Annotated in this window: 16 protein-coding genes; 8 read left to right on the top strand and 8 right to left on the bottom strand. The window is 68.2% G+C overall.

The window, feature by feature from the left end:
- From truD to ACRWQA_RS05405, 5 genes are all read right to left on the bottom strand, one after another.
- Positions 1-1065 (bottom strand): tRNA pseudouridine(13) synthase TruD, encoded by a 1065-nt coding sequence (gene truD, locus ACRWQA_RS05425; RefSeq protein WP_434228824.1) that lies wholly within the window; start codon positions 1063-1065, stop codon positions 1-3.
- Positions 1062-1550, bottom strand: a complete 489-nt coding sequence (ispF, locus tag ACRWQA_RS05420; RefSeq protein ID WP_263580823.1) for a 2-C-methyl-D-erythritol 2,4-cyclodiphosphate synthase — start codon at positions 1548-1550, stop codon at positions 1062-1064. The genes truD and ispF overlap by 4 nt, the downstream gene beginning before the upstream one ends.
- Positions 1551-2288: a 2-C-methyl-D-erythritol 4-phosphate cytidylyltransferase gene (gene ispD, locus ACRWQA_RS05415; protein WP_434228826.1), complete on the bottom strand. Its 738-nt coding sequence runs from the start codon at positions 2286-2288 to the stop codon at positions 1551-1553.
- Positions 2281-2604, bottom strand: a complete 324-nt coding sequence (gene ftsB, locus ACRWQA_RS05410) for a cell division protein FtsB (RefSeq protein ID WP_434228827.1) — start codon at positions 2602-2604, stop codon at positions 2281-2283. The genes ispD and ftsB overlap by 8 nt, the downstream gene beginning before the upstream one ends.
- A 74-nt stretch (positions 2605-2678) precedes the next feature.
- A complete protein-coding gene (locus tag ACRWQA_RS05405) occupies positions 2679-3812 on the bottom strand; it encodes a GNAT family N-acetyltransferase (protein ID WP_434228829.1) in 1134 nt (377 codons plus the stop codon).
- Between the two features lie 196 nt (positions 3813-4008).
- Between ACRWQA_RS05405 and edd the strand changes: the two genes are divergently transcribed.
- Genes edd through ACRWQA_RS05380 form a run of 5 tightly spaced genes read left to right on the top strand, consistent with a single transcriptional unit; the run spans position 4009 to position 9778 of the window.
- Positions 4009-5895 carry a phosphogluconate dehydratase gene (gene edd, locus ACRWQA_RS05400; protein ID WP_263580827.1) on the top strand — a complete coding sequence of 629 codons (1887 nt, stop codon included), beginning with the start codon at positions 4009-4011 and terminating at the stop codon, positions 5893-5895.
- Positions 5892-6860 carry a glucokinase gene (gene glk / locus ACRWQA_RS05395; RefSeq protein WP_434228831.1) on the top strand — a complete coding sequence of 323 codons (969 nt, stop codon included), beginning with the start codon at positions 5892-5894 and terminating at the stop codon, positions 6858-6860. Before edd ends, glk begins: the two co-directional genes overlap by 4 nt.
- Positions 6861-6886: 26 nt before the next feature.
- Entirely contained in the window at positions 6887-7912 is a 1026-nt protein-coding gene (locus ACRWQA_RS05390; RefSeq protein WP_434230548.1) for an aldose epimerase family protein, read from the top strand.
- Positions 7909-8784, top strand: coding sequence for an aldo/keto reductase (locus ACRWQA_RS05385; RefSeq protein WP_434230540.1), 876 nt, complete (start codon positions 7909-7911; stop codon positions 8782-8784). Before ACRWQA_RS05390 ends, ACRWQA_RS05385 begins: the two co-directional genes overlap by 4 nt.
- A 31-nt stretch (positions 8785-8815) precedes the next feature.
- The gene (locus ACRWQA_RS05380; RefSeq protein ID WP_434230537.1) at positions 8816-9778 is read left to right on the top strand and encodes a carbohydrate kinase family protein; all 963 of its coding nucleotides are present in this window, start codon (positions 8816-8818) and stop codon (positions 9776-9778) included.
- Positions 9779-9783: 5 nt separating this feature from the next.
- Here the strand turns inward: ACRWQA_RS05380 and cra are convergent, their stop codons facing one another.
- Complete coding sequence (gene cra / locus ACRWQA_RS05375; RefSeq protein WP_434230535.1) at positions 9784-10782, bottom strand: catabolite repressor/activator; 999 nt, start codon at positions 10780-10782, stop codon at positions 9784-9786.
- 208 nt (positions 10783-10990) lie between these two features.
- Here cra and ptsP point away from each other — a divergent pair, with 208 nt between their 5' ends.
- From ptsP to ACRWQA_RS05360, 3 genes are read left to right on the top strand one after another with little or no spacing between them, the layout of a single operon-like run.
- A complete protein-coding gene (ptsP, locus tag ACRWQA_RS05370; protein WP_434230532.1) occupies positions 10991-13873 on the top strand; it encodes a phosphoenolpyruvate--protein phosphotransferase in 2883 nt (960 codons plus the stop codon).
- Positions 13873-14847: a 1-phosphofructokinase gene (pfkB, locus tag ACRWQA_RS05365; RefSeq protein ID WP_434230530.1), complete on the top strand. Its 975-nt coding sequence runs from the start codon at positions 13873-13875 to the stop codon at positions 14845-14847. The genes ptsP and pfkB overlap by 1 nt, the downstream gene beginning before the upstream one ends.
- A complete protein-coding gene (locus ACRWQA_RS05360) occupies positions 14844-16592 on the top strand; it encodes a PTS fructose-like transporter subunit IIB (RefSeq protein WP_434230527.1) in 1749 nt (582 codons plus the stop codon). Before pfkB ends, ACRWQA_RS05360 begins: the two co-directional genes overlap by 4 nt.
- A gap of 181 nt (positions 16593-16773) precedes the next feature.
- On the opposite strand, the gene ACRWQA_RS05355 is transcribed toward ACRWQA_RS05360, so the two are convergent.
- On the bottom strand, positions 16774-17436 hold the full coding sequence (locus ACRWQA_RS05355) for a bifunctional 4-hydroxy-2-oxoglutarate aldolase/2-dehydro-3-deoxy-phosphogluconate aldolase (protein WP_263580835.1): 663 nt from the start codon (positions 17434-17436) through the stop codon (positions 16774-16776).
- A 14-nt stretch (positions 17437-17450) separates the two neighbouring features.
- The gene (pgl, locus tag ACRWQA_RS05350; RefSeq protein WP_263580836.1) at positions 17451-18128 is read right to left on the bottom strand and encodes a 6-phosphogluconolactonase; all 678 of its coding nucleotides are present in this window, start codon (positions 18126-18128) and stop codon (positions 17451-17453) included.

The raw sequence follows: 18128 nt of genomic DNA, 5'->3' as shown, positions 1-18128 counted from the left end.
TTAGCCCTCTGCCGGTAGCGTCAAGGTGGGATGTTCGATGAGTTCGCGCAGCACCGCCGTGGCGAAGCTGCCACGAGGGAGACGAAAGTCGAGCCGCGCCATGTTTTCTTCTATCGCGAGCCGCGGCTGGTCCAGGCGCATGCGCAAGGGCCGCCGCGCCATCTTCACGCCGGCCCGCTCGAGGCCTTGGCAAAGCTCTGTATTGCGCTCAACGATGGCGCGCTCATAGTGCATGGCCTCGCCCGCGGCGAGCGAGGCGCCCACCCCCCACAGCACGCCGGAAGGGTGCAGGTCGAGCCTGTCGGCACGCGCGTCCAGCTCGGCATCGGGCGTTTCGACCGTAAATTGGCTCGCGGTGCCGTCGAGTATCGCCACGTCTCCCGGCACCAGCCGCTGCCAGTTGCCATCCGTCAGGCGCATGGTCACCAGCTCGTTGAACAGATAGCTGCGTGCGGCGGAAAGCAGCATGCCCTCGCGATCGTCGCGCTTGCGCCAGCCACGCGCCAGCACAGCTCGCGCACGGGCCAGATTGCGCCCTCCGGGTCCGAAACGCTGGGGACCGAACAGATTGGGCACGCCATGGCGGCACAGCCAGGCCCAGCGCGCCTCGAGGTCATCGCTTGTCGCCTCTCCCGAGATGCGCAGCGAGAAGCGATTGGCCCGGTGCACGCCACGCTTGAGCTTGCGCGGATGACGCACCTGCTCGAGCACCCGCACGCCGCAGCCGGCCAGTTGCTCGGCCAGGTCGTCCGGCGCCTGCTGCCCCGGCAAATGTACCGAGAGCCACTGCCGGGTCACGGCGATGCGATCCTTCATGCCCGAGTAGCCCACCGCCCGCACCGGCACTCCGCAGGCCCGCGCCAGGTGACGCACCGCCTCCAGGGTGGTGAGCCCCCGCTTCTCGATCCACAGCCAGAGGTGTTCTCCCTGCCCCTCGGGGGCGAAGCCGAGGATCTCCTCGACCACGAAATCCTCGGGTGTGGCACGGAACTCCCCGGCACGCGGGGAGCCGAACTCGGCCTCGGTGGCGCGGGGCCAGTCGTCCGGCCGGAAAGGCTCGCTCACGCCGCGCCCCCCGCCCGTGTCAGCAGTACCACGGCCTCGGCGGCAATGCCCTCGCCGCGGCCGGTGAAGCCCAGCCGCTCGCTGGTGGTGGCCTTGACGTTGACCCCATCCAGGGGAAGGTCGAGATCTTCGGCGATATGGCTGCACATGGCAGCGACATGAGGCGCCAGCCTCGGCGCCTGGGCGATCACCGTGGCGTCGACGTTACCGACCCGGTAGCCCGCCTCACGCACCAGCGTCAGCACATGGCGCAGCAGGACGCGACTGTCGGCACCGGCCCAGGCCGGGTCGGTATCGGGAAAGTGACGGCCGATGTCCCCCAGGGCGCAAGCACCGAGCAGCGCATCGCTGATGGCGTGCAGCAGGACGTCACCGTCGGAATGGGCGACGAAACCGTGACCGAAGGGGATGGTAACGCCACCGATCACCAGATGGTCGCCGTCGCCGAAACGGTGAACGTCGAAGCCGTGGCCGATACGCAGCATTCAGGGAGCCTCCTCGTGCACGTGCCCGGGGCCTGACAGGAGTTCATCCCGCTGTGCAGCCAGGATATGGCCTGCCAGCGCCAGGTCCTCCGGATGAGTGATCTTGATGTTGTCGCGCCGCCCGGGCACCAGTTGCGGTGCGAGGCCCATGGCCTCCACTGCCGACGCCTCGTCGGTGATCTCGAGCCCGCTCGCGGCAGCCTCGCCCAGTGCCCGTCGCAACAGGCCATAGCGAAAGCCCTGGGGGGTTTGCGCCTGCCACAATCCGACGCGTGCCTCAGTACGAGCCACGCGCCCCTGGCCATCGTCTCGCTTCATGGTATCGGCCGCGGGAGTCGCCAACAGCCCGCCCACCGGGTCCTGCCTCAGGGCAGCGTAAAGATGAGTAAGATCATCGACTCTCACGCAGGGGCGCGCCACGTCGTGGACCAGTACCCAGTCGTCGTCCTCCGCCTCGTCGGCGAAGGACGCCAGCGCCTGTCGCACCGAATCGGCGCGCTCTGCCCCGCCGGGGCTCCGCCCCCACTGGGCGAACGGCACCCAGGCCGGGTCGAAGTGGGCATCGTCCGGGTCGAGACAAAGGCACAGCCGCGCCTCGGGAAAAGCCCGGTGCAGCCGTGCCAGCGTGTGCGCCAGCACCGGCCGGCCGGCCAGCATCAGGTACTGCTTGGGTAGCGCGGCGCCCATGCGCCGTCCACGGCCTGCTGCAGGCACCACCAGCCACAGGCGTTCATTCATTCGAGTTTCCCGCGCGAACGCCCGACGCACCACCCTCGGTCGCCACGCCGGGCACCCAGTAGAACTGCTCGTCGGTACGCACCATGCCGATATCGCTGCGCGCCCGCTCCTCGATGGCATCGAGCCCTGTCTTGAGATCCACCACCTCGGCGGCCAGCCGTTCGTTGCGGTCGCGCAGCGGCTTGTTGGCGGCGTCGAGAACGGCTACGCGCTCGCGAATCTCGCGCAGCTCTTCGATGCCGCCGGCGCCGAGCCACAGGCGATACTGCAGCAGCGCCAGCAGCAGGAGCAGGGCGATGGCAAGCCACTTGAGCATCGGCTGACGTCCTCATGATTCTGAATGGCCGGCATTATGCCATCATCGCCGGTCCGGCTCACGCCCTGAACGCCTCACATCCTGAAGGGCAAGGCCCGCTCGGCAGCCCGGCGATACGCCTCGACGTGACGACGCTCCTCGGCGCAGAAGCGATCCAGGGCATCGCGCAGCCCTGGATCGGCAATATAGTGCAGCGAACGCAGGCGCCTGGGTGCGAAGCCACGCGTGAGCTTGTGCTCACCCTGGGTGCCGGGATCGAAGCAGGTCAGATCGTGGGCCAGGCAGTGCTCGATACCCTGGTAGTAGCACGCCTCGAAGTGCAGGCAGTCGGCCAGCACCTCGCTGCCCCAGTAGCGCCCGTAGAGTGTGCGACTGCCCTGCAGGCAGAGCGCAGCGGCGACTGGCTGACCATCGAGGCGTGCCTGGATCAGCAGCAGTGCTTCAGGCATGGTGCGGCGCAGCCGCTGGAAGAAGTCGAGATTGAGGTAGCCATGGCGGCCGCGTTCGAGGTAGGTGATTTCATAGCAGCGGAAGAAATGCTCGAGGTCGCTCACGCCGATCGCCTCGCCCGCCAGACGATGCAGACTCAAGCCCTGCTCGGCCACCCTCCGGCGCTCCCGACGGATCGTCTTGCGTCGTTTCGCCGTCAAGGCGGAGAGAAAGCCCTCGAAGTCACCGTAGCCGTGGTCGTTCCACTGGAACTGCACGCCGTGGCGCACCAGCAGGTCTGGCCGCGCCGCGAGCCAGGCCTCGACCTCTGCGTCTTCGGCAAACAGCAGATGCCAGCTCGACAGCGTGCTGTCCTCCCACGCCTCGGCCAGCACGTCGCGTGCCGCCAGTGGGTCGACATCAGGGGCCAGCGCCAACCGCGGGCCGGGCACTGGGGAAAAGGGGATCGCCGTGAGCCCCTTGGGGTAGTAGCGGCCGCCGGCCCCCTCCCAGGCATCGGCCCAGCTCCAGTCGAATACATACTCGCCGTAGGAGTGGAACTTGCGATAGTGCGGCATGACACCCACCAGGGTTTCACCACGCCACAGCGTCAAATGGTTCGGCACCCAGCCGGTCGACCGGCTTACCGCCCCGCTCGCCTCCAGCGCATGGAGGAACTCATGGCGCAGGAATGGGTGATCATCGCCGACCAGGGCATTCCATTGCGTCGCCGCCACCGCCTCGATGGCAGGCAGCCGCTTGAGAATCAGCTCGGACATGGCATTCCTGTCGGGAAGGTAACCGAAGCGTCGGCTGACAACCGGCCGACGACGGCCTACATTGTGCCCAGACCCACCGATCCTTTTCCATCGCCGTAATATAACTACATACTTTCGGCCAGGCGCCTTCAAATTTGCCATGCGATGGGAGACAATTGTGTAAATTTACATTCTTCCAACGACGCGAGGTGCTCTCATGGCTCGCCCCACCGCACTAAACCCCACCGTCGAGCAGGTGACCGACCGCATTCGCGAACGTTCACATGGACGCCGTAAGCTCTACGAAGCGCACATGGCGGCCCAGCACAAGCAGGGCGTGCACCGCGGCGAACTCTCCTGCGGCAACCTGGCCCACGGCTTTGCCGGCTGTGACCATGCCGGCGACAAGGATCGCCTCAAGCTGACCAACAGCGCCAACCTGGCTATCGTTTCGTCATATAACGACATGCTCTCGGCCCACCGCCCCTTCGAGAGCTACCCCGAGATCATCAAGCAGGCCGCCCGCGGCATGGGCAGCACCGCCCAGTTCGCCGGCGGCGTGCCGGCCATGTGCGATGGCGTCACCCAGGGCATGCCCGGCATGGAGCTGTCGCTGTTCTCGCGTGACGTGATCGCCATGGCCACTGCCGTGGCGCTCTCCCACAACATGTTCGATGCCGCCCTCTACCTGGGCATCTGCGACAAGATCGTGCCGGGGCTGTTCATCGGCGCGGCGCGCTTCGGCCACCTGCCGGCGCTGTTCGTTCCCGGCGGCCCGATGCCCAGCGGCCTGCCCAACGACGAAAAGGCCCGCGTGCGTCAGCTCTACGCCGAAGGCAAGGCGGGACGTGAGGAACTGCTCGAAGCCGAGTCGCGCTCCTATCACAGCCCCGGCACCTGCACCTTCTACGGCACCGCCAACTCCAATCAGCTGATGATGGAGATGATGGGGCTGCATCTGCCCGGCGCCTCCTTCGTCAACCCGGGCACCCCGCTGCGCGAGGCGCTGACCCGCTACGCCGCCGAGCAGGCGGTCCGCAATACCGAGCAGAGCGGCAATTACCGCCCCTTCTACAAACAGATCGACGAGCGCGCGATCGTCAATGCCATGATCGGCCTGCTTGCCTCCGGCGGCTCGACCAATCACACCCTGCATCTGGTGGCGATGGCCGCGGCCGCGGGCATCACCATCGATTGGGACGATTTCACCGCGCTCTCGGCGGTGGTGCCGAGCATGACGCGGATCTATCCCAACGGCAGTGCCGACGTGAATCACTTCCAGGCTGCCGGCGGCATGAGCCTGCTGATCCGCGAGCTGCTCGACGCCGGACTGCTGCATGGCGACATCCCCACCGTGTTCGGTACCGACCTCACCGCCTATACCCAGGAGCCGTTCCTCGATGACGGCAAGCTGGTGTGGCGCGAAGGGCCGACGGAGAGCCTCGACCGCGACGTACTGCGCCCGGTCGCCGACCCCTTCGCCCCCACTGGCGGTCTGGTGGTCCTCGACGGCAACCTCGGCCGCGGCGTGATCAAGGTCTCGGCAGTCAAGCAGGCCAATCGGATCGTCGAGGCCCCGGTGCGCATCTTCGACGACCAGAACCAGGTCAAGGCCGCCTTCGAGTCCGGCGACCTTGACCGCGATGTGGTGGTGGTGGTGCGCTTCCAGGGGCCCAAGGCCAACGGCATGCCCGAACTGCACAAGCTGACACCTTTCCTCGGCGTGCTGCAGGATCGCGGCTACAAAGTGGCCTTGGTTACCGACGGGCGCATGTCCGGCGCCTCGGGCAAGGTACCCGCCGCGATCCACGTCACGCCTGAAGCCGTCGACCGCGGCCCGCTGGCACGACTGCGCGACGGCGACGTGATACGCCTGGACGCCGAGCGCGGTGAGCTGACCGCTCTGGTCGATGCCTCCGAGTTCGCCAGTCGCAGCTGCATCGAACCCAACCTGGAGCGCTACCACTTCGGCCTGGGCCGTGAGCTGTTCGGCAGCTTCCGCCATCTGGCCGCCAGCGCCGAACTGGGAGCCGGTGTGTTCGGCGGCTTCGAGGCCGAGGTCCTGTCGCGGGAACTGGAGAAGATCGAGCAGGAGGATCAATGACGCGACCGGCCCTGATCGGCGACATCGGGGGCACCAATGCCCGTTTCGCCCTGGTCACTCCCGGCGAGTTCGAGCCCCACGACATCCTGGCGCTACCCTGCGCCGACTATCCCGGCCTGGTCGAGGCGGTGCGCGACTACCTGGCACGGGTCGGGCTGGATGCCGACTCGGCACCGCGCGAGGCGTGCCTGGCCTTCGCCTGCCCCATCGGCGACGACCGGGTGACGATGACCAACAACCACTGGTCGTTTTCTCGCCGCGAAGCACAAGCGGCGCTCGCTCTCGATCGGCTGAAGGTCATCAACGACTTTACCGCCCAGGCCCTGGGCGTACCGCACCTCGCACACGACGAGCTGGTCGAGATCAAGCCGGGCGTTGCGCGCGAACACGCCGCCTGCCTGGTAATAGGCCCCGGCACAGGCCTTGGAGTGGGCGGCATCTTTCCGGGCCGTAGAGCCTGGATTCCGCTCTCGGCCGAGGGCGGCCACGTCACCTTCGCCCCGACCGACGAGCGCGAACAGAACCTGCTGCGCCACTTCCGCAACCGCTACGGCCGGGTCTCGGTGGAACGCATCCTGTGCGGCCAGGGACTGCTCGATCTCTATATCGCCCATTGTTCGCTGAAGGGCGTCAATCCCAGCTGCAAGATGCCGGCCGAGGTCACCGCCGCCGCCACGGGTGGCGACGGTATTGCGCGTGATACCCTGCTGCGGTTTCTCAAGATCCTCGGTGACGTCTGCGGCGATGCGGCACTGACCATGGGGGCGCGGGGCGGGGTCTATCTATGTGGCGGCATCCTGCCGCGGCTGCTGGACTGGCTGCCCCAGAGCCGCTTCGTGGAAGCCTTCACCGCCAAGGGCCGCATGAGCGATTACACTCGCGCCATCCCGGTACAAGTGGTCACTGCCGCCTGGCCGGGACTGTTGGGCGCCGCCGAGGCCCTGCGCAACGAAGAAGTGGAATGAAGTGAAGCAAGGATTAAGGAGAGCGAATGATTCCGCAAAGCCTGCGAGCCCTGCTCGACGAGACCGACGGCCAGCGTGAGTGCGAATGGGCCGGCCGCCGCGTGTGGCTGGCACGCGAACCCTGGGGGGAGCTTGCCGTATCGCTGCAGGGCGCCCAGGTGCTTCACTTTCTACCGGCGTCCGAAGCCACGCCAGTACCTGCGCCCACCCCCGCGCATGCCGAGGGCTCGCTCCCTAACGCGCCCGGCGCCGCGCGTACTAACGGGTCCGAAGACGAGCGTGCCAGTGCGCCCGAAGCCATGGGCGAGGGGGAAGAGGCGCTAGTGCCCGGCGGCTGGCTATGGGTCACGCCGACGCCCCAGGCGCTGCCCGGCGCCATTCGCGGCGGCATTCCATTGTGCTGGCCATGGTTCGCCGACGAACGCGGCGCCGACGAGAGCCCCGATCGTTCCGGCCCCATGCATGGCCCGGCGCGCAAGGCGCAGTGGCAATTGGAAGCGGTCGACGAACACGAGGGTGGCGTCGAACTGCACCTCTCGCCCAGCGAACGCCTGCACAGCCAGTTGACCCCCCGCACCGTGATCCAGGCCAATGCCCAGCGCCTCCACGTGGAGCTGATCACCGAGCACGTAGGTGAAACGCCAATCAAGCTAAGCGGTGCCCTGCACAGCTATCTGGCCGTGACCGACAGCTTCGCCTGCCGTGTCGAAGGACTGGCCGGCGCGCGCTACCTGGATAAGCTGGCCGGCTTCGCCGAGCGTGAGCAGCAGGGCGAGCTGGCCGTGCGCGGGGGGCTCGACCGGATCTACCACAGCAATGCCGAGGTGGTCCTCGATGACGGCCACCGACGCCTGCGCGTCGCCCGCCAGGGCAGCGACTCGGCGGTGGTGTGGCAACCGGGCGAGGCACTGCCCGACGACACTTCACCCACCGCCGCGCGTTGTTTCCTATGTGTAGAGTCGGCCAACACCCGCCTCGACCCGGTGTGGCTGGTGCCCGGCGCCCAGCACCTGCTGGGGACCACCCTGACCTGCGAGGCAGAAGCACGATGAGCGGCGCCACATCGCTCGAGACGCCCTTCCTGCTGGGCATGATGCGCCTGCACGAAGTGGCCGAGCTGCACCCGCCCGCCCGCCTGGCCGACTGGATCGAGGCGCGCCTCGACGAGGGGCTCACTTGGTTCGACCACGCCGACATCTACGGCGACACACGTGGGGAGGCGCTGTTCGGCGATGCCCTACGCGCCCGCCCCGGGCTCGCTGCACGAATCCGGACGGTCACCAAGGCCAGCATCGTCACGCCCGAGCGGGACGCCTCGCCGTTTCGCGTCAAGCACTACGACAGCTCGCCGGAATACCTCGTCCGGAGCATCGAGGCCTCTCTGACCCGTCTCGGCGTCGAGCGTCTCGACCATTTCCTGCTGCATCGCCCCAGCCCACTGATGGACGCCGAAGCCACCGGCCGAGCACTGGACGACGCCATCGATGCCGGCAAGATCGCCGCCGCCGGGGTCTCCAATTTCCTGCCCGCCCAATGGCGGCGCCTGCAGGCGGCCATGCATCACCGTCTGTCAGCGCATCAGCTGCAGCTCTCACTGGACCGCACCCAACCTCTGTTCGACGGCACTTTCGATGCTCTGCTCGAGGACGGCCTGACGCCTCTCGCGTGGTCGCCGTTGGGCGGTGGGCGAGTATTCCAGGGGCCGGCCGCACGGCTGCTGGCCCGACTCGCCGAGGAGCGCGGCATGACCCCGGCCGGGTTGGCGCTGGCGTGGCTGCGTGCCCTGCCGGGCCGGCCGCGCCCAGTGATCGGCAGCCTGCGCGCCGAGCGCATCGCCGCCCTGCGAGCCGATGCCGAGGCAACGCTCGACCGTGCCACCTGGTACGCCCTGCTCGAGACAGCCCGTGGCCACGAAGTGGCCTGAACGGATGCACCACGACAACTGAGGATCCCCCATGATATCCGTGATCGCCTTCGGTGAAGCCCTGGTCGACATGCTCTCCAGCCGGCTCGGCGAGCAGGCCGGCAGCGCCCCGGAAACCTTCACCCCCTACGCCGGCGGTGCACCGGCCAACGTGGCGGTGGCCTGCGCGCGCCTGGGCGTGCCCAGCCGCTTCCTCGGCATGCTAGGCGCGGATCACTTCGGCGACTTCCTCGCCACGGAGCTGGCCGCCCACGGTGTCGACCTCTCCGGTGTGGTGCGCACCGACGAGGCGCGCACGGCGCTGGCCTTCGTCTCGCGCGATGCCGATGGCGAGCGTACCTTCGATTTTTACCGCCCACCCGCCGCCGACCTGCTCTATCGCCTCGAGCACCTGCCAGCCGGGGTATTTGCCGAGCCCGCCATCGTTCACTTCTGCAGCAACAGCCTCACCGAACCCGAGATCGCCGACACCACCCTGGCCATGGCCGAGATGGCCGGCCGCGCCGGTTGCCTGGTCAGTGTCGATGCCAATCTGCGCCACAATCTCTGGGCCGGTAGCAACGCCGACATCGCCCTGGTCACCCAATTGATCGACCGCGCCGGCCTGGTCAAGCTGTCGACAGACGAGCTCGACTATCTGCGCGCCGACCACCCGGCCGATGCCTGGCTGGCCGAGCGTCTCGCCGCCGGCGTCAAGCTATTGGTGATCACGGATGGCCCCGGCGAGGTACGCGCCGTGGGAGTGGGCAAGGAGCTCCGTCATACGCCGCCTACGGTCGAAGCAGTGGATACCACCGCCGGTGGCGATGCCTTCATCGGAGGGCTGCTCGCCGAACTGGCCGAACACGGCATCGAGGAGAGCTGGCACCAGGATGACGCCTTCCTGCAGCGCGCCCTGAGTACCGCCGCCAACTGCGGCGCTCATGCCGTGACCCGGCCTGGCGCCTATGCTGCCCTGCCAAGCCACGATGACCTGGCCCGGCTGCGAGGCTAGGCAATTCACGATGTGAGCCTGGCCGGCAGCCGGCGCCTCAGGGTTCGTGGCACGACCTGCTGCCCCACGCGGTAATCGCCCTGCGAGGCCGCCAGGGCACAGGCCAGTGCCATCGACGCCATGCGATCGTGATCCTGTACCGCCGAGTTGACCGGCAGCGGCAGGAAGTCGAGCAGCCGGCTGTCGCCGAAGGTCGCCATGCGCAGCGTCTGCGGCAAACCGCCCTCTTCCAGCAGCACGTCGAAGACCCCGTCGAGCAGGGTATACGAGGCCGTGACCACGGCATCTGGCAAGCCGTGGCGGTCGAGCAGTTCCCGCATCAACTGGGCGCCATCCGCCCGATCGTAGCGCTCGGCGCCATAGACCAGCGCTTCGGCGCCGTGTCCCGCCAACGCCTGCTGGAAACCACCCCGCCGCTCACGGCTGATGGAGAGCGTCGGCACAGCATCCAGCCAGGCGATACGCTTTACCGAATCGTCGAGCAGCGAGCGGGTCAGTTGTTCGGCGGCCTCGCAGTCGTTGCTCACTATGCTGGCAAAACGCCCCGGGTCGAAGCCGCGGTCGACCGCCACCACCGGCAGGCCGCCCTGCAGCAGTTCGCCATAGAAAGGGTCGTTCATAGGCAGGCAGCTGGCGGTAATCAGCACCTCGCAGCGCTGGGCACGCAGCGACAGCGCCAGGTCGCGCTCGGTATCCGGCTGGTCGTCGGAACCGACGATCAGCAGTTGGTACCCCCTCTCGCGAGCGCCACGCTCCAACCGCTTGGCCAGGCGCGCGTAGCTGACGTTCTCCAGGTCGGGCACGATCAGCCCCAGCGTGCGGCTCGAGCCGCGCCGCAGCCCCGCGGCCTGGGCATCGACCCGGTAACGATGCTCGCGTACCACTGCCATCACCTTGTCGACGGTGTCCTGGCTGATGCGTCGTTCGGCGGCCTTGCCGTTGATGACGTAGCTGGCGGTGGTACGCGAGACCCCGGCCAGTCGGGCTATTTCAGCGAGTGTCATGAGATTCCTCTGTGTGTCAGAGCCGATTCTACGTCACACGCGACCTGCCCCGCCCCCTGCGAAAGTCTAAGAAATAGCGTCTTGCGAAACCATATGAATCGATCCAGCATGTAAAAGATGAAAGGTGACACGATTCAGCAATACAGTCTCTCAACTAAGGGTTGAATCCGCGCTGTACGTCACCTTCCGCGCACCCAGGAGATTTCACATGCTCACGCTACGCCCCGAGGACATCCGCCTCGACTGCCAGGCAGCCGACTGGCGCGACGCACTGGAGCAAGCCGCCGAGTTGCTGCACCAGGCAGGGCTGACCGCTCCCGCCTACCGCGACGGCCTGTTCCAGCGCGAGACCCAGTCCTCCACCTATCTGGGCAATGCCATCGCCATCCCCCACGGCACGCCCGAGAGCCGCGAATACGTGCGCCAGACCGGCGTACGCGTGCTGCAGTTCCCGGCCGGGGTCGAGTGGCATGACGCCCAGCGCGTCCACGTGCTGGTCAGCATCGCCGCCCAGAGCGATGAGCACCTCGACATCCTGCGCCAGCTCACCCACGTACTGGATGACGACAGCGTCGGTGAACGCCTGGCCGCCGCACGTTCGGCGTCGGCAGTGGCCACCCTGCTGTCGAAGACGGTGGTGGAGGCTCGCCTGGATGCCGATACCCTGTGCCTCGGCTTTCCCGCTCGCGATGCGCGCGAGCTGGCCCTGGCCGGTGCCGCCCGGCTGCGCCAGCTCGACTGCGTAGGCAGCAACTTCATTGCCGATGTCGCCGGGCGCGAGCTGATCCAGCTTGGCCAAGGGCTATGGCTGGCCGCGAGTGAGCAGGGCGTTGAGGCACCCGCGCTGGCCCTGGCGACACCCGATGCGCAGCTGGAAAGCGAAGGCGAAGAGGTAAAAGGCGTCTTCTGCCTGGCCGCCCAGGGAGATACCCACCGCGGCCTGCTGGAGCGAATCCTGACACTGCTCGACAGCGGTGCCGCCGCCGAGCTGTCCAATGCCGATGCTGCCACGGTGCTGGCGCGGCTGGCCGGCGAATCCGCCGCGGCCCATACCCGGCTAGCCCGGGTACTCAATGCCCACGGCCTGCACGCCCGTCCGGCCAAGCATCTGGTACAGGTAGTCCGTCAGCAAGGCATCCCCATTCAGGTGCGCCTGGCCGAAGGCGGCGGTGCCGCGGTATCCGCCACCAGCTTGACCAAGGTGATCAACCTCGGCGCCCGGCGCGGCCAGCAATTGTCCTTCTCCGCCGAGGGCGACAGCGCCCAGGCGGCGCTCGACGCCGTGTGCCGGGCCGTGACCGATGGCCTCGGCGAACAGGTCCTGCCGTTCGACGAGAGCCGCGAGCGTATCGTGCCGCAGGCCGACGCCACGCCCGCCGAACCGCTGCCCGACGATGCGCCCCACCTTGGGGTAGCCGCGTCGCCGGGGCTCGCCATCGCCCCGGTTTTCGTGCTTCAGACCCCACGCTTCGACTATCCCGAGCGCGCCGCCGATCCGGGCGAGCAGCAGCGGCGTCTGCAAGACGCCATGGCCGAGGGTGTGGCCCAGCTCGAGGCGCTGGAACGCGAAGCCCGCGGCGGCGAAGTGGCCCAGATCCTCTCCATGCACGAGGAGATGCTGCGAGACCCCGAGCTGTTCGAGGCGGCCCGCGAGGGCATCCACGAGGGTCGTTCCGCCGAGGCCGCCTGGTGGGAGGCCATCGAGACCGCCGCCCATGCCCAGGAGATGCTCGCCGACCGCCTGCTCGCCGAGCGTGCCGCCGATCTGCGCGATGTCGGCCGCCGCGTGCTCGGCATCCTGTGCCAGGTGAGCCTGCCCGAGCCGCCGGAGACGCCCTATATCCTGGTGACCGACGACATCGGTCCCTCCGACGTGGCGCGCCTGGACACCCGCCGGGTACGCGGCCTGCTCACCGCCCGTGGCGGCGCCACGGCCCACAGCGCGATACTCGCCCGGGCGCTGGGCATCCCCGCCGTGGTGGGCGCCGGCGAGCGGGTGCTGACCCTTGCCAACGGCTGTGAGCTGATCCTCGACGGCGAGCGCGGCCGAGTGATCCCGGCACCTTCCACTGAACGTCGCGCCGCTGCCGAGCAGCGCCTGGCCGAGCACCAGCGCCGCGAAGCCGAGGCTTGGGAGTCACGCTTCGAGGAGGCGCACACCCGTGACGGGCACCGCGTGGAAGTGGCCGCCAACCTGGGCAATACCGCCCACGCCGCCGACGCCGTGGAACGCGGCGCCGAGGGTATCGGCCTGCTGCGCACCGAATTCCTGTTCATGGCCCACGCCCAGGAGCCGGACCTCGACACCCAGATCGCCGAGTATCGTGAGGCCCTCGACGCCCTGGGTGGCCGCCCGTTGGTGGCCCGCACCCTCGACGTGGGCGGCGACAAGCCGCTGCCCTACTGGCCGGTACCGAAGGAAGACAATCCCTTCCTCGGACTGCGCGGCATTCGCCTGACGCTGACCCGCCCCGAGGTACTCGAGACCCAACTGCGTGCGCTGCTGATGGCCGCGGCCCCCGACGCGGAGGGAACGCCAAGGCCGCTGCGCATCATGCTGCCGATGGTCAAGGACGTGGGTGAATTCCGCATGGCACGGACCATCTTCGAGCGACTGCTGGTAGAGATCCCCGAAGCCGAGCGCGCCAAGGACGTGCAGCTCGGCGTGATGATCGAAGTACCCTCGGCGGCGCTGCTGGCCCCGACGCTGGCCGCCGAGGTCGACTTCTTCTCGGTGGGCACCAACGACCTGACCCAGTACACCCTGGCCATCGACCGCGACCATCCCGCCCTCTCGGCCCAGGCCGACGGGCTGCATCCGGCAGTGCTGCGCCTGATCGAGATGACCGTGGCCGCGGCCCATGCCCACGGCAAGTGGGTCGGGGTTTGCGGCGAGCTGGCAAGCGATGCCCTGGCCGTGCCGGTGCTGGTCGGCCTCGGCGTCGACGAGCTATCGGTCAGCGCTCGGCAGGTGCCGCTGGTCAAGGCAAGGCTGCGTGAGTTCGACCTGGCCGAGGCTCGTGCCCAGGCCGAGCTGGCCCTTGGCCAGGCGACCAGCGAAGCGGTCCGCGACGCCCTGGAGGTGCGCTGATGGCCCGCGTGCTCACCCTCACTCTCAACCCGGCGCTGGATCTCTCCGTAAGCCTGGAGCGGCTGGTGCCGGGCAGGGTCAACCGTACCCGCGAGACCCACCTGACGGCGGCCGGCAAAGGGGTCAACGTGGCCCGGGTGTTGGCCGACCTCGGACACGACGTGACGGTGTCGGGATTTCTCGGCGCCGACAACGACGGCCCCTTCCTGCGCGCCTTCGAGGCCATGGCAGTGGAGGATGCCTTCCTGCGCGTACCCGGCGAGACCCGTATCAATGCCAAGCTCGCCGAGGCCGATGGCCGCGTCACCGACATCAATGGCCCCGGCACGGCAATCGATGCCACGGCCTGGCAGCGGCTGCTCGACGGACTCGACACGCGTATTGGCGATTCCCGGCGACGCCCCGATGCCGTAGTGATCGCCGGCAGCCTACCGCCGGGCGTAACGCCAGGCAATCTTGCCGAGCTGACCGCCCGGTTGCGAGAGGCCGGGCTGCCGGTCTGGGTAGATACCAGCGGTGACGCCCTCGCCCAGGCCATCGATGCCCGCCCCACCGCGGTCAAGCCCAACGAGCAGGAACTCGCGGCCTGGGCCGGCAACGCCCTGGACACCTCCGAGTCACGGCTGGCCGCGGCGCTGCGCCTGTATGCTGCCGGCATCGAGGAGGCCGTGGTTTCCGCCGGCCCCGCCGGTGTGCTGTGGGTCAGCCATCGCGGCGCCTGGCAAGCCGTGCCGCCACGGCTTTCAGTGACCAGCACCGTGGGTGCCGGCGATACACTGCTCGCCGCCCTGCTGCATGGCGTGCTGGCGGGCCACCCGCCGGAACAGGCGCTGCGTCTGGCCACCGCGCTTTCCGCCGAATCGGTTCGCCACGTCGGGGTGGGCAACGCCCGAGCCGACGATTTCGCTCACATCCAACAACAGACCCGCGTGCGTCGCCTCAACGACGTGGACGCAGGGGGAGCCCTTGCATGAACGTGATCATCGTCACCGCCTGCCCCAGCGGCATGGCCACCACCTTTCTCGCCGCTCGCCGCCTCGAGCAGGCCGCCCGACGCCTCGGCTGGCAACCCAGCGTCGAGATGCACAGTCAGCTCGAGGCCGTCGAACCCGTCTCGGCCCAGGCCATTGCCGAAGCCGAGCTGATCGTGGTCGCCGCCGACCACGTCCCTGCTGCCGAGCGCTTCCGCGGCAAGCACCTGTTCCAGGCCGCCATCGGCGAGGCACTGCCCGACCCCCAGGCCTTCCTCGCCCGCGCCCAGCGTGAAGCCGGCGAATATACACCACCCGCTATGAGCGCGGCGCCGATTGCCAAGCAGGCATCCGTCAGCGGCAGTCGCATCGTCGCCGTGACCGCCTGCCCCACCGGCGTTGCCCACACCTTCATGGCCGCCGAGGCGCTGAGCGAGGCCGGCAAGAGCCTGGGCCATGCGATTCGCGTCGAGACCCAGGGCTCGGTGGGGGCCCAGGACAAGCTGACCGACGAGGAGATCGCCGCGGCCGACGTGGTGATACTGGCCTGCGACATCGAGGTCGACCCGACCCGCTTCGCCGGCAAGCGCATCTACCGCACCTCTACCGGCAACGCGCTCAAGAAGCCGCGCCCCACCATCGAGGCGGCGCTGGCCGAGGCCGAGATCGAGGACACCGCCGGCGCCTCGCGCCGGAGTGAGGCGAACAAGAGCCTGAAGGAAAAGGGTGTCTACAAGCACCTGCTCACCGGCGTCTCCTTCATGCTGCCCATGGTGGTGGCCGGCGGCCTACTCATCGCGCTCTCCTTCGTCTTCGGCATCGAGGCCTTCGAACAGGAGGGTACGCTGGCCGCGGCGCTGATGCAGATCGGCGGCGGCACCGCTTTCGCCCTGATGATCCCGGTACTGGCCGGCTACATCGCCTACTCCATCGCCGACCGACCCGGCATTGCCCCGGGCATGATCGGCGGCATGCTGGCAGCGGACATCGGCGCCGGCTTCATCGGTGGCATTCTCGCCGGCTTCCTCGCCGGCTACGTGGCGCTGGCCGTGACCCGGCACGTCAAGTTGCCGAAGAGTGTCGAGTCGCTCAAGCCGATCCTGCTCATTCCGCTGATCGCAAGCCTCGTCACCGGGCTGACCATGATCTATGTCATCGGCGAGCCGGTGGCGGCCATCCTCGCCGGCCTGACCGAATTCCTTGCCGCCATGAGCTCGGCCAATGCCGTGCTGCTGGGCATCCTGCTCGGCGCCATGATGTGCTTCGACCTGGGTGGGCCGGTCAACAAGGCGGCCTATACCTTCGGTGTCGGACTGCTCTCAACCCAGACCTACGCGCCGATGGCGGCGATCATGGCCGCCGGCATGGTGCCGGCCATCGGCATGGGTATCGCCAGTTTCGTCGCGCGCCAGAAGTTCTCCGAACCGGAACGCGAAGCGGGCAAGGCGTCGTTCGTGCTGGGACTGTGCTTCATCAGTGAGGGTGCCATCCCCTTCGCCGCCAAGGACCCGCTGCGCGTCATCCCGGCCTGCATGCTGGGCGGCGCAACCACCGGCGCCCTCTCCATGCTGGTCGGCGCCCAGCTGATGGCCCCCCACGGCGGTATCTTCGTGCTGCTGATACCCAACGCCATCAACCCTGTACTGCTCTACCTGGGCGCCATCGTCGTCGGCTCGCTGGTCACCGGCCTGGGCTACGCCGCGATCAAGCGCGGTGCGGCACCGGTGGCCGTGGCCGCCAACGCCTGATACCTACCTGGCAGGCGTTCCAGCGCTGGTGCATGCCGCACAAGAGCGGCATGCACCAGCGCTTTTTTCATCGGCACCAGCCCCAGGCCGACAGATAAAAAAAGCCCGGCCGAGAGGCCGGGCACAAGGACAGCAACGGGCTGTCGAGAGAGCACAACGAGATTCGTTACGAAACCGACACTCAGTGATGGAAACGCTCAGCGGCCTCCTTGGCGAGCTGGCGAATGCCGGTCCAGTCCTCGGCGTCGACCAGGGACTTCGGCGTCAACCAGGAGCCGCCCACGCACATCACGTTCTTCAGCGCCAGGTAGTCCTCGGCATTGTCGAGAGTGATGCCGCCGGTGGGGCAGAAGCGCGCCTCGGGAATCGGGCCGGCGAAGGCCTTCAACGCCTTGACGCCGCCGCTGGCTTCGGCGGGGAAGAACTTGAAGCGACGATAGCCGTATTGCCAGCCAGTCATCAGCTCGGACACGGTAGCCACGCCGGGCAGCATCGGCACGGGACTGGTCACGCCGTAGCGATAGAGCGCCTCGGTGGTGCCGGGGGTCACCACGAAATCGGCCCCCACCTGTTCGCTCTGGCGATACTGGGATGGGGTCAGTACGGTGCCCACGCCGATGCTGGCCTGGGGCAGCGCTTCCTTCAGGCGACGTATCGCCTCGAGGGCGCAATCGGTGCGCAGGGTCACTTCCAGCACCGTGAGCCCGCCCTCGACCAGGGCGCGGCCCAGCGGCACGGCGTCTTCCACCCGCTCGATGGCCAACACCGGGATAACCTCGGCCTTGAGGCAGATGCTGTCGAGTTCAGTGGTACGCGTGGACGGCAGCTGTTTGTCGATGGTCATGAGCAGACTCCAGTTCAGGGGGCCCAGTAAACGGCCAGCGGGCAGGAAAGAAAGGCGCGGATCGGCAGCTCGCGCGAGTCGTCGCCGGACATGGCCCGGGCCAGCACGCTGCGCTTGTCGTCGCCGGTAATGTGCAGCACGTGACGTCGCGCCTGGTGCAGCCGGTCGGCGCTCAGGGTGATGCGCGCCTGGGGCTGGCTGGGCGTGCGCGCAGCCAGCACCGGGGCGTCGGTGGTCAGCCCCAGCTCCAGCTCGCGGCTATCGGGAAACAGTGAGGCGGTGTGGCCGTCTCCGCCCATGCCCAGCACCACCAGACTGGCGGGCCAGGTCAGTGCCTCGATGCGCCGGGTGACGGCCTCGACACCCTGCTCCGGGGTTTCGTCGGCGGTGGTCAGGGAGACGAAGCTGGCCGCCGCCGCCTTGCCCTGCAGCAGGTGGTGGCGCACCAGCCGCGCATTGCTCGCCTCGTCCGACTCGCTCACCCAGCGCTCGTCGGCCAGGGTCACGTCGACCCGCTCCCAGGGCAGTTCCTGCCGAGACAGGGCCTGAAAGTAAGGCACCGGCGTCGAGCCGCCGGAAAGCACCAGCAGGGCCCGCTCCTGCTGCGCCAAGTCCTGGCGCAGCGCTTCGCTGGTGGCTTCGGCGAGCTGCTCGGCGAGCTGCTCGCGCGGCCTGGCATTCGCTTGCGTCAT

Source organism: Billgrantia sp. C5P2 (genome assembly GCF_051062895.2).
Note: the sequence above shows the minus strand (reverse complement) of the source record. Positions and strands in the feature narration are given on the sequence as shown.

Excerpts from the sequence above, each read along its gene's own strand:
- ispF (WP_263580823.1), bottom strand. The coding sequence starts at position 1,550 with ATGCTGCGTATCGGCCACGGCTTCGACGTTCACCGTTTCGGCGACGGC.
- pfkB (WP_434230530.1), top strand. The coding sequence starts at position 13,873 with ATGGCCCGCGTGCTCACCCTCACTCTCAACCCGGCGCTGGATCTCTCC.
- ACRWQA_RS05355 (WP_263580835.1), bottom strand. The coding sequence starts at position 17,436 with ATGACCATCGACAAACAGCTGCCGTCCACGCGTACCACTGAACTCGAC.
- cra (WP_434230535.1), bottom strand. The coding sequence starts at position 10,782 with ATGACACTCGCTGAAATAGCCCGACTGGCCGGGGTCTCGCGTACCACC.
- ftsB (WP_434228827.1), bottom strand. The coding sequence starts at position 2,604 with ATGCTCAAGTGGCTTGCCATCGCCCTGCTCCTGCTGCTGGCGCTGCTG.
- ptsP (WP_434230532.1), top strand. The coding sequence starts at position 10,991 with ATGCTCACGCTACGCCCCGAGGACATCCGCCTCGACTGCCAGGCAGCC.
- glk (WP_434228831.1), top strand. The coding sequence starts at position 5,892 with ATGACGCGACCGGCCCTGATCGGCGACATCGGGGGCACCAATGCCCGT.
- ACRWQA_RS05405 (WP_434228829.1), bottom strand. The coding sequence starts at position 3,812 with ATGTCCGAGCTGATTCTCAAGCGGCTGCCTGCCATCGAGGCGGTGGCG.
- ACRWQA_RS05385 (WP_434230540.1), top strand. The coding sequence starts at position 7,909 with ATGAGCGGCGCCACATCGCTCGAGACGCCCTTCCTGCTGGGCATGATG.
- edd (WP_263580827.1), top strand. The coding sequence starts at position 4,009 with ATGGCTCGCCCCACCGCACTAAACCCCACCGTCGAGCAGGTGACCGAC.
- ACRWQA_RS05390 (WP_434230548.1), top strand. The coding sequence starts at position 6,887 with ATGATTCCGCAAAGCCTGCGAGCCCTGCTCGACGAGACCGACGGCCAG.
- ACRWQA_RS05360 (WP_434230527.1), top strand. The coding sequence starts at position 14,844 with ATGAACGTGATCATCGTCACCGCCTGCCCCAGCGGCATGGCCACCACC.
- ACRWQA_RS05380 (WP_434230537.1), top strand. The coding sequence starts at position 8,816 with ATGATATCCGTGATCGCCTTCGGTGAAGCCCTGGTCGACATGCTCTCC.
- ispD (WP_434228826.1), bottom strand. The coding sequence starts at position 2,288 with ATGAATGAACGCCTGTGGCTGGTGGTGCCTGCAGCAGGCCGTGGACGG.
- pgl (WP_263580836.1), bottom strand. The coding sequence starts at position 18,128 with ATGACGCAAGCGAATGCCAGGCCGCGCGAGCAGCTCGCCGAGCAGCTC.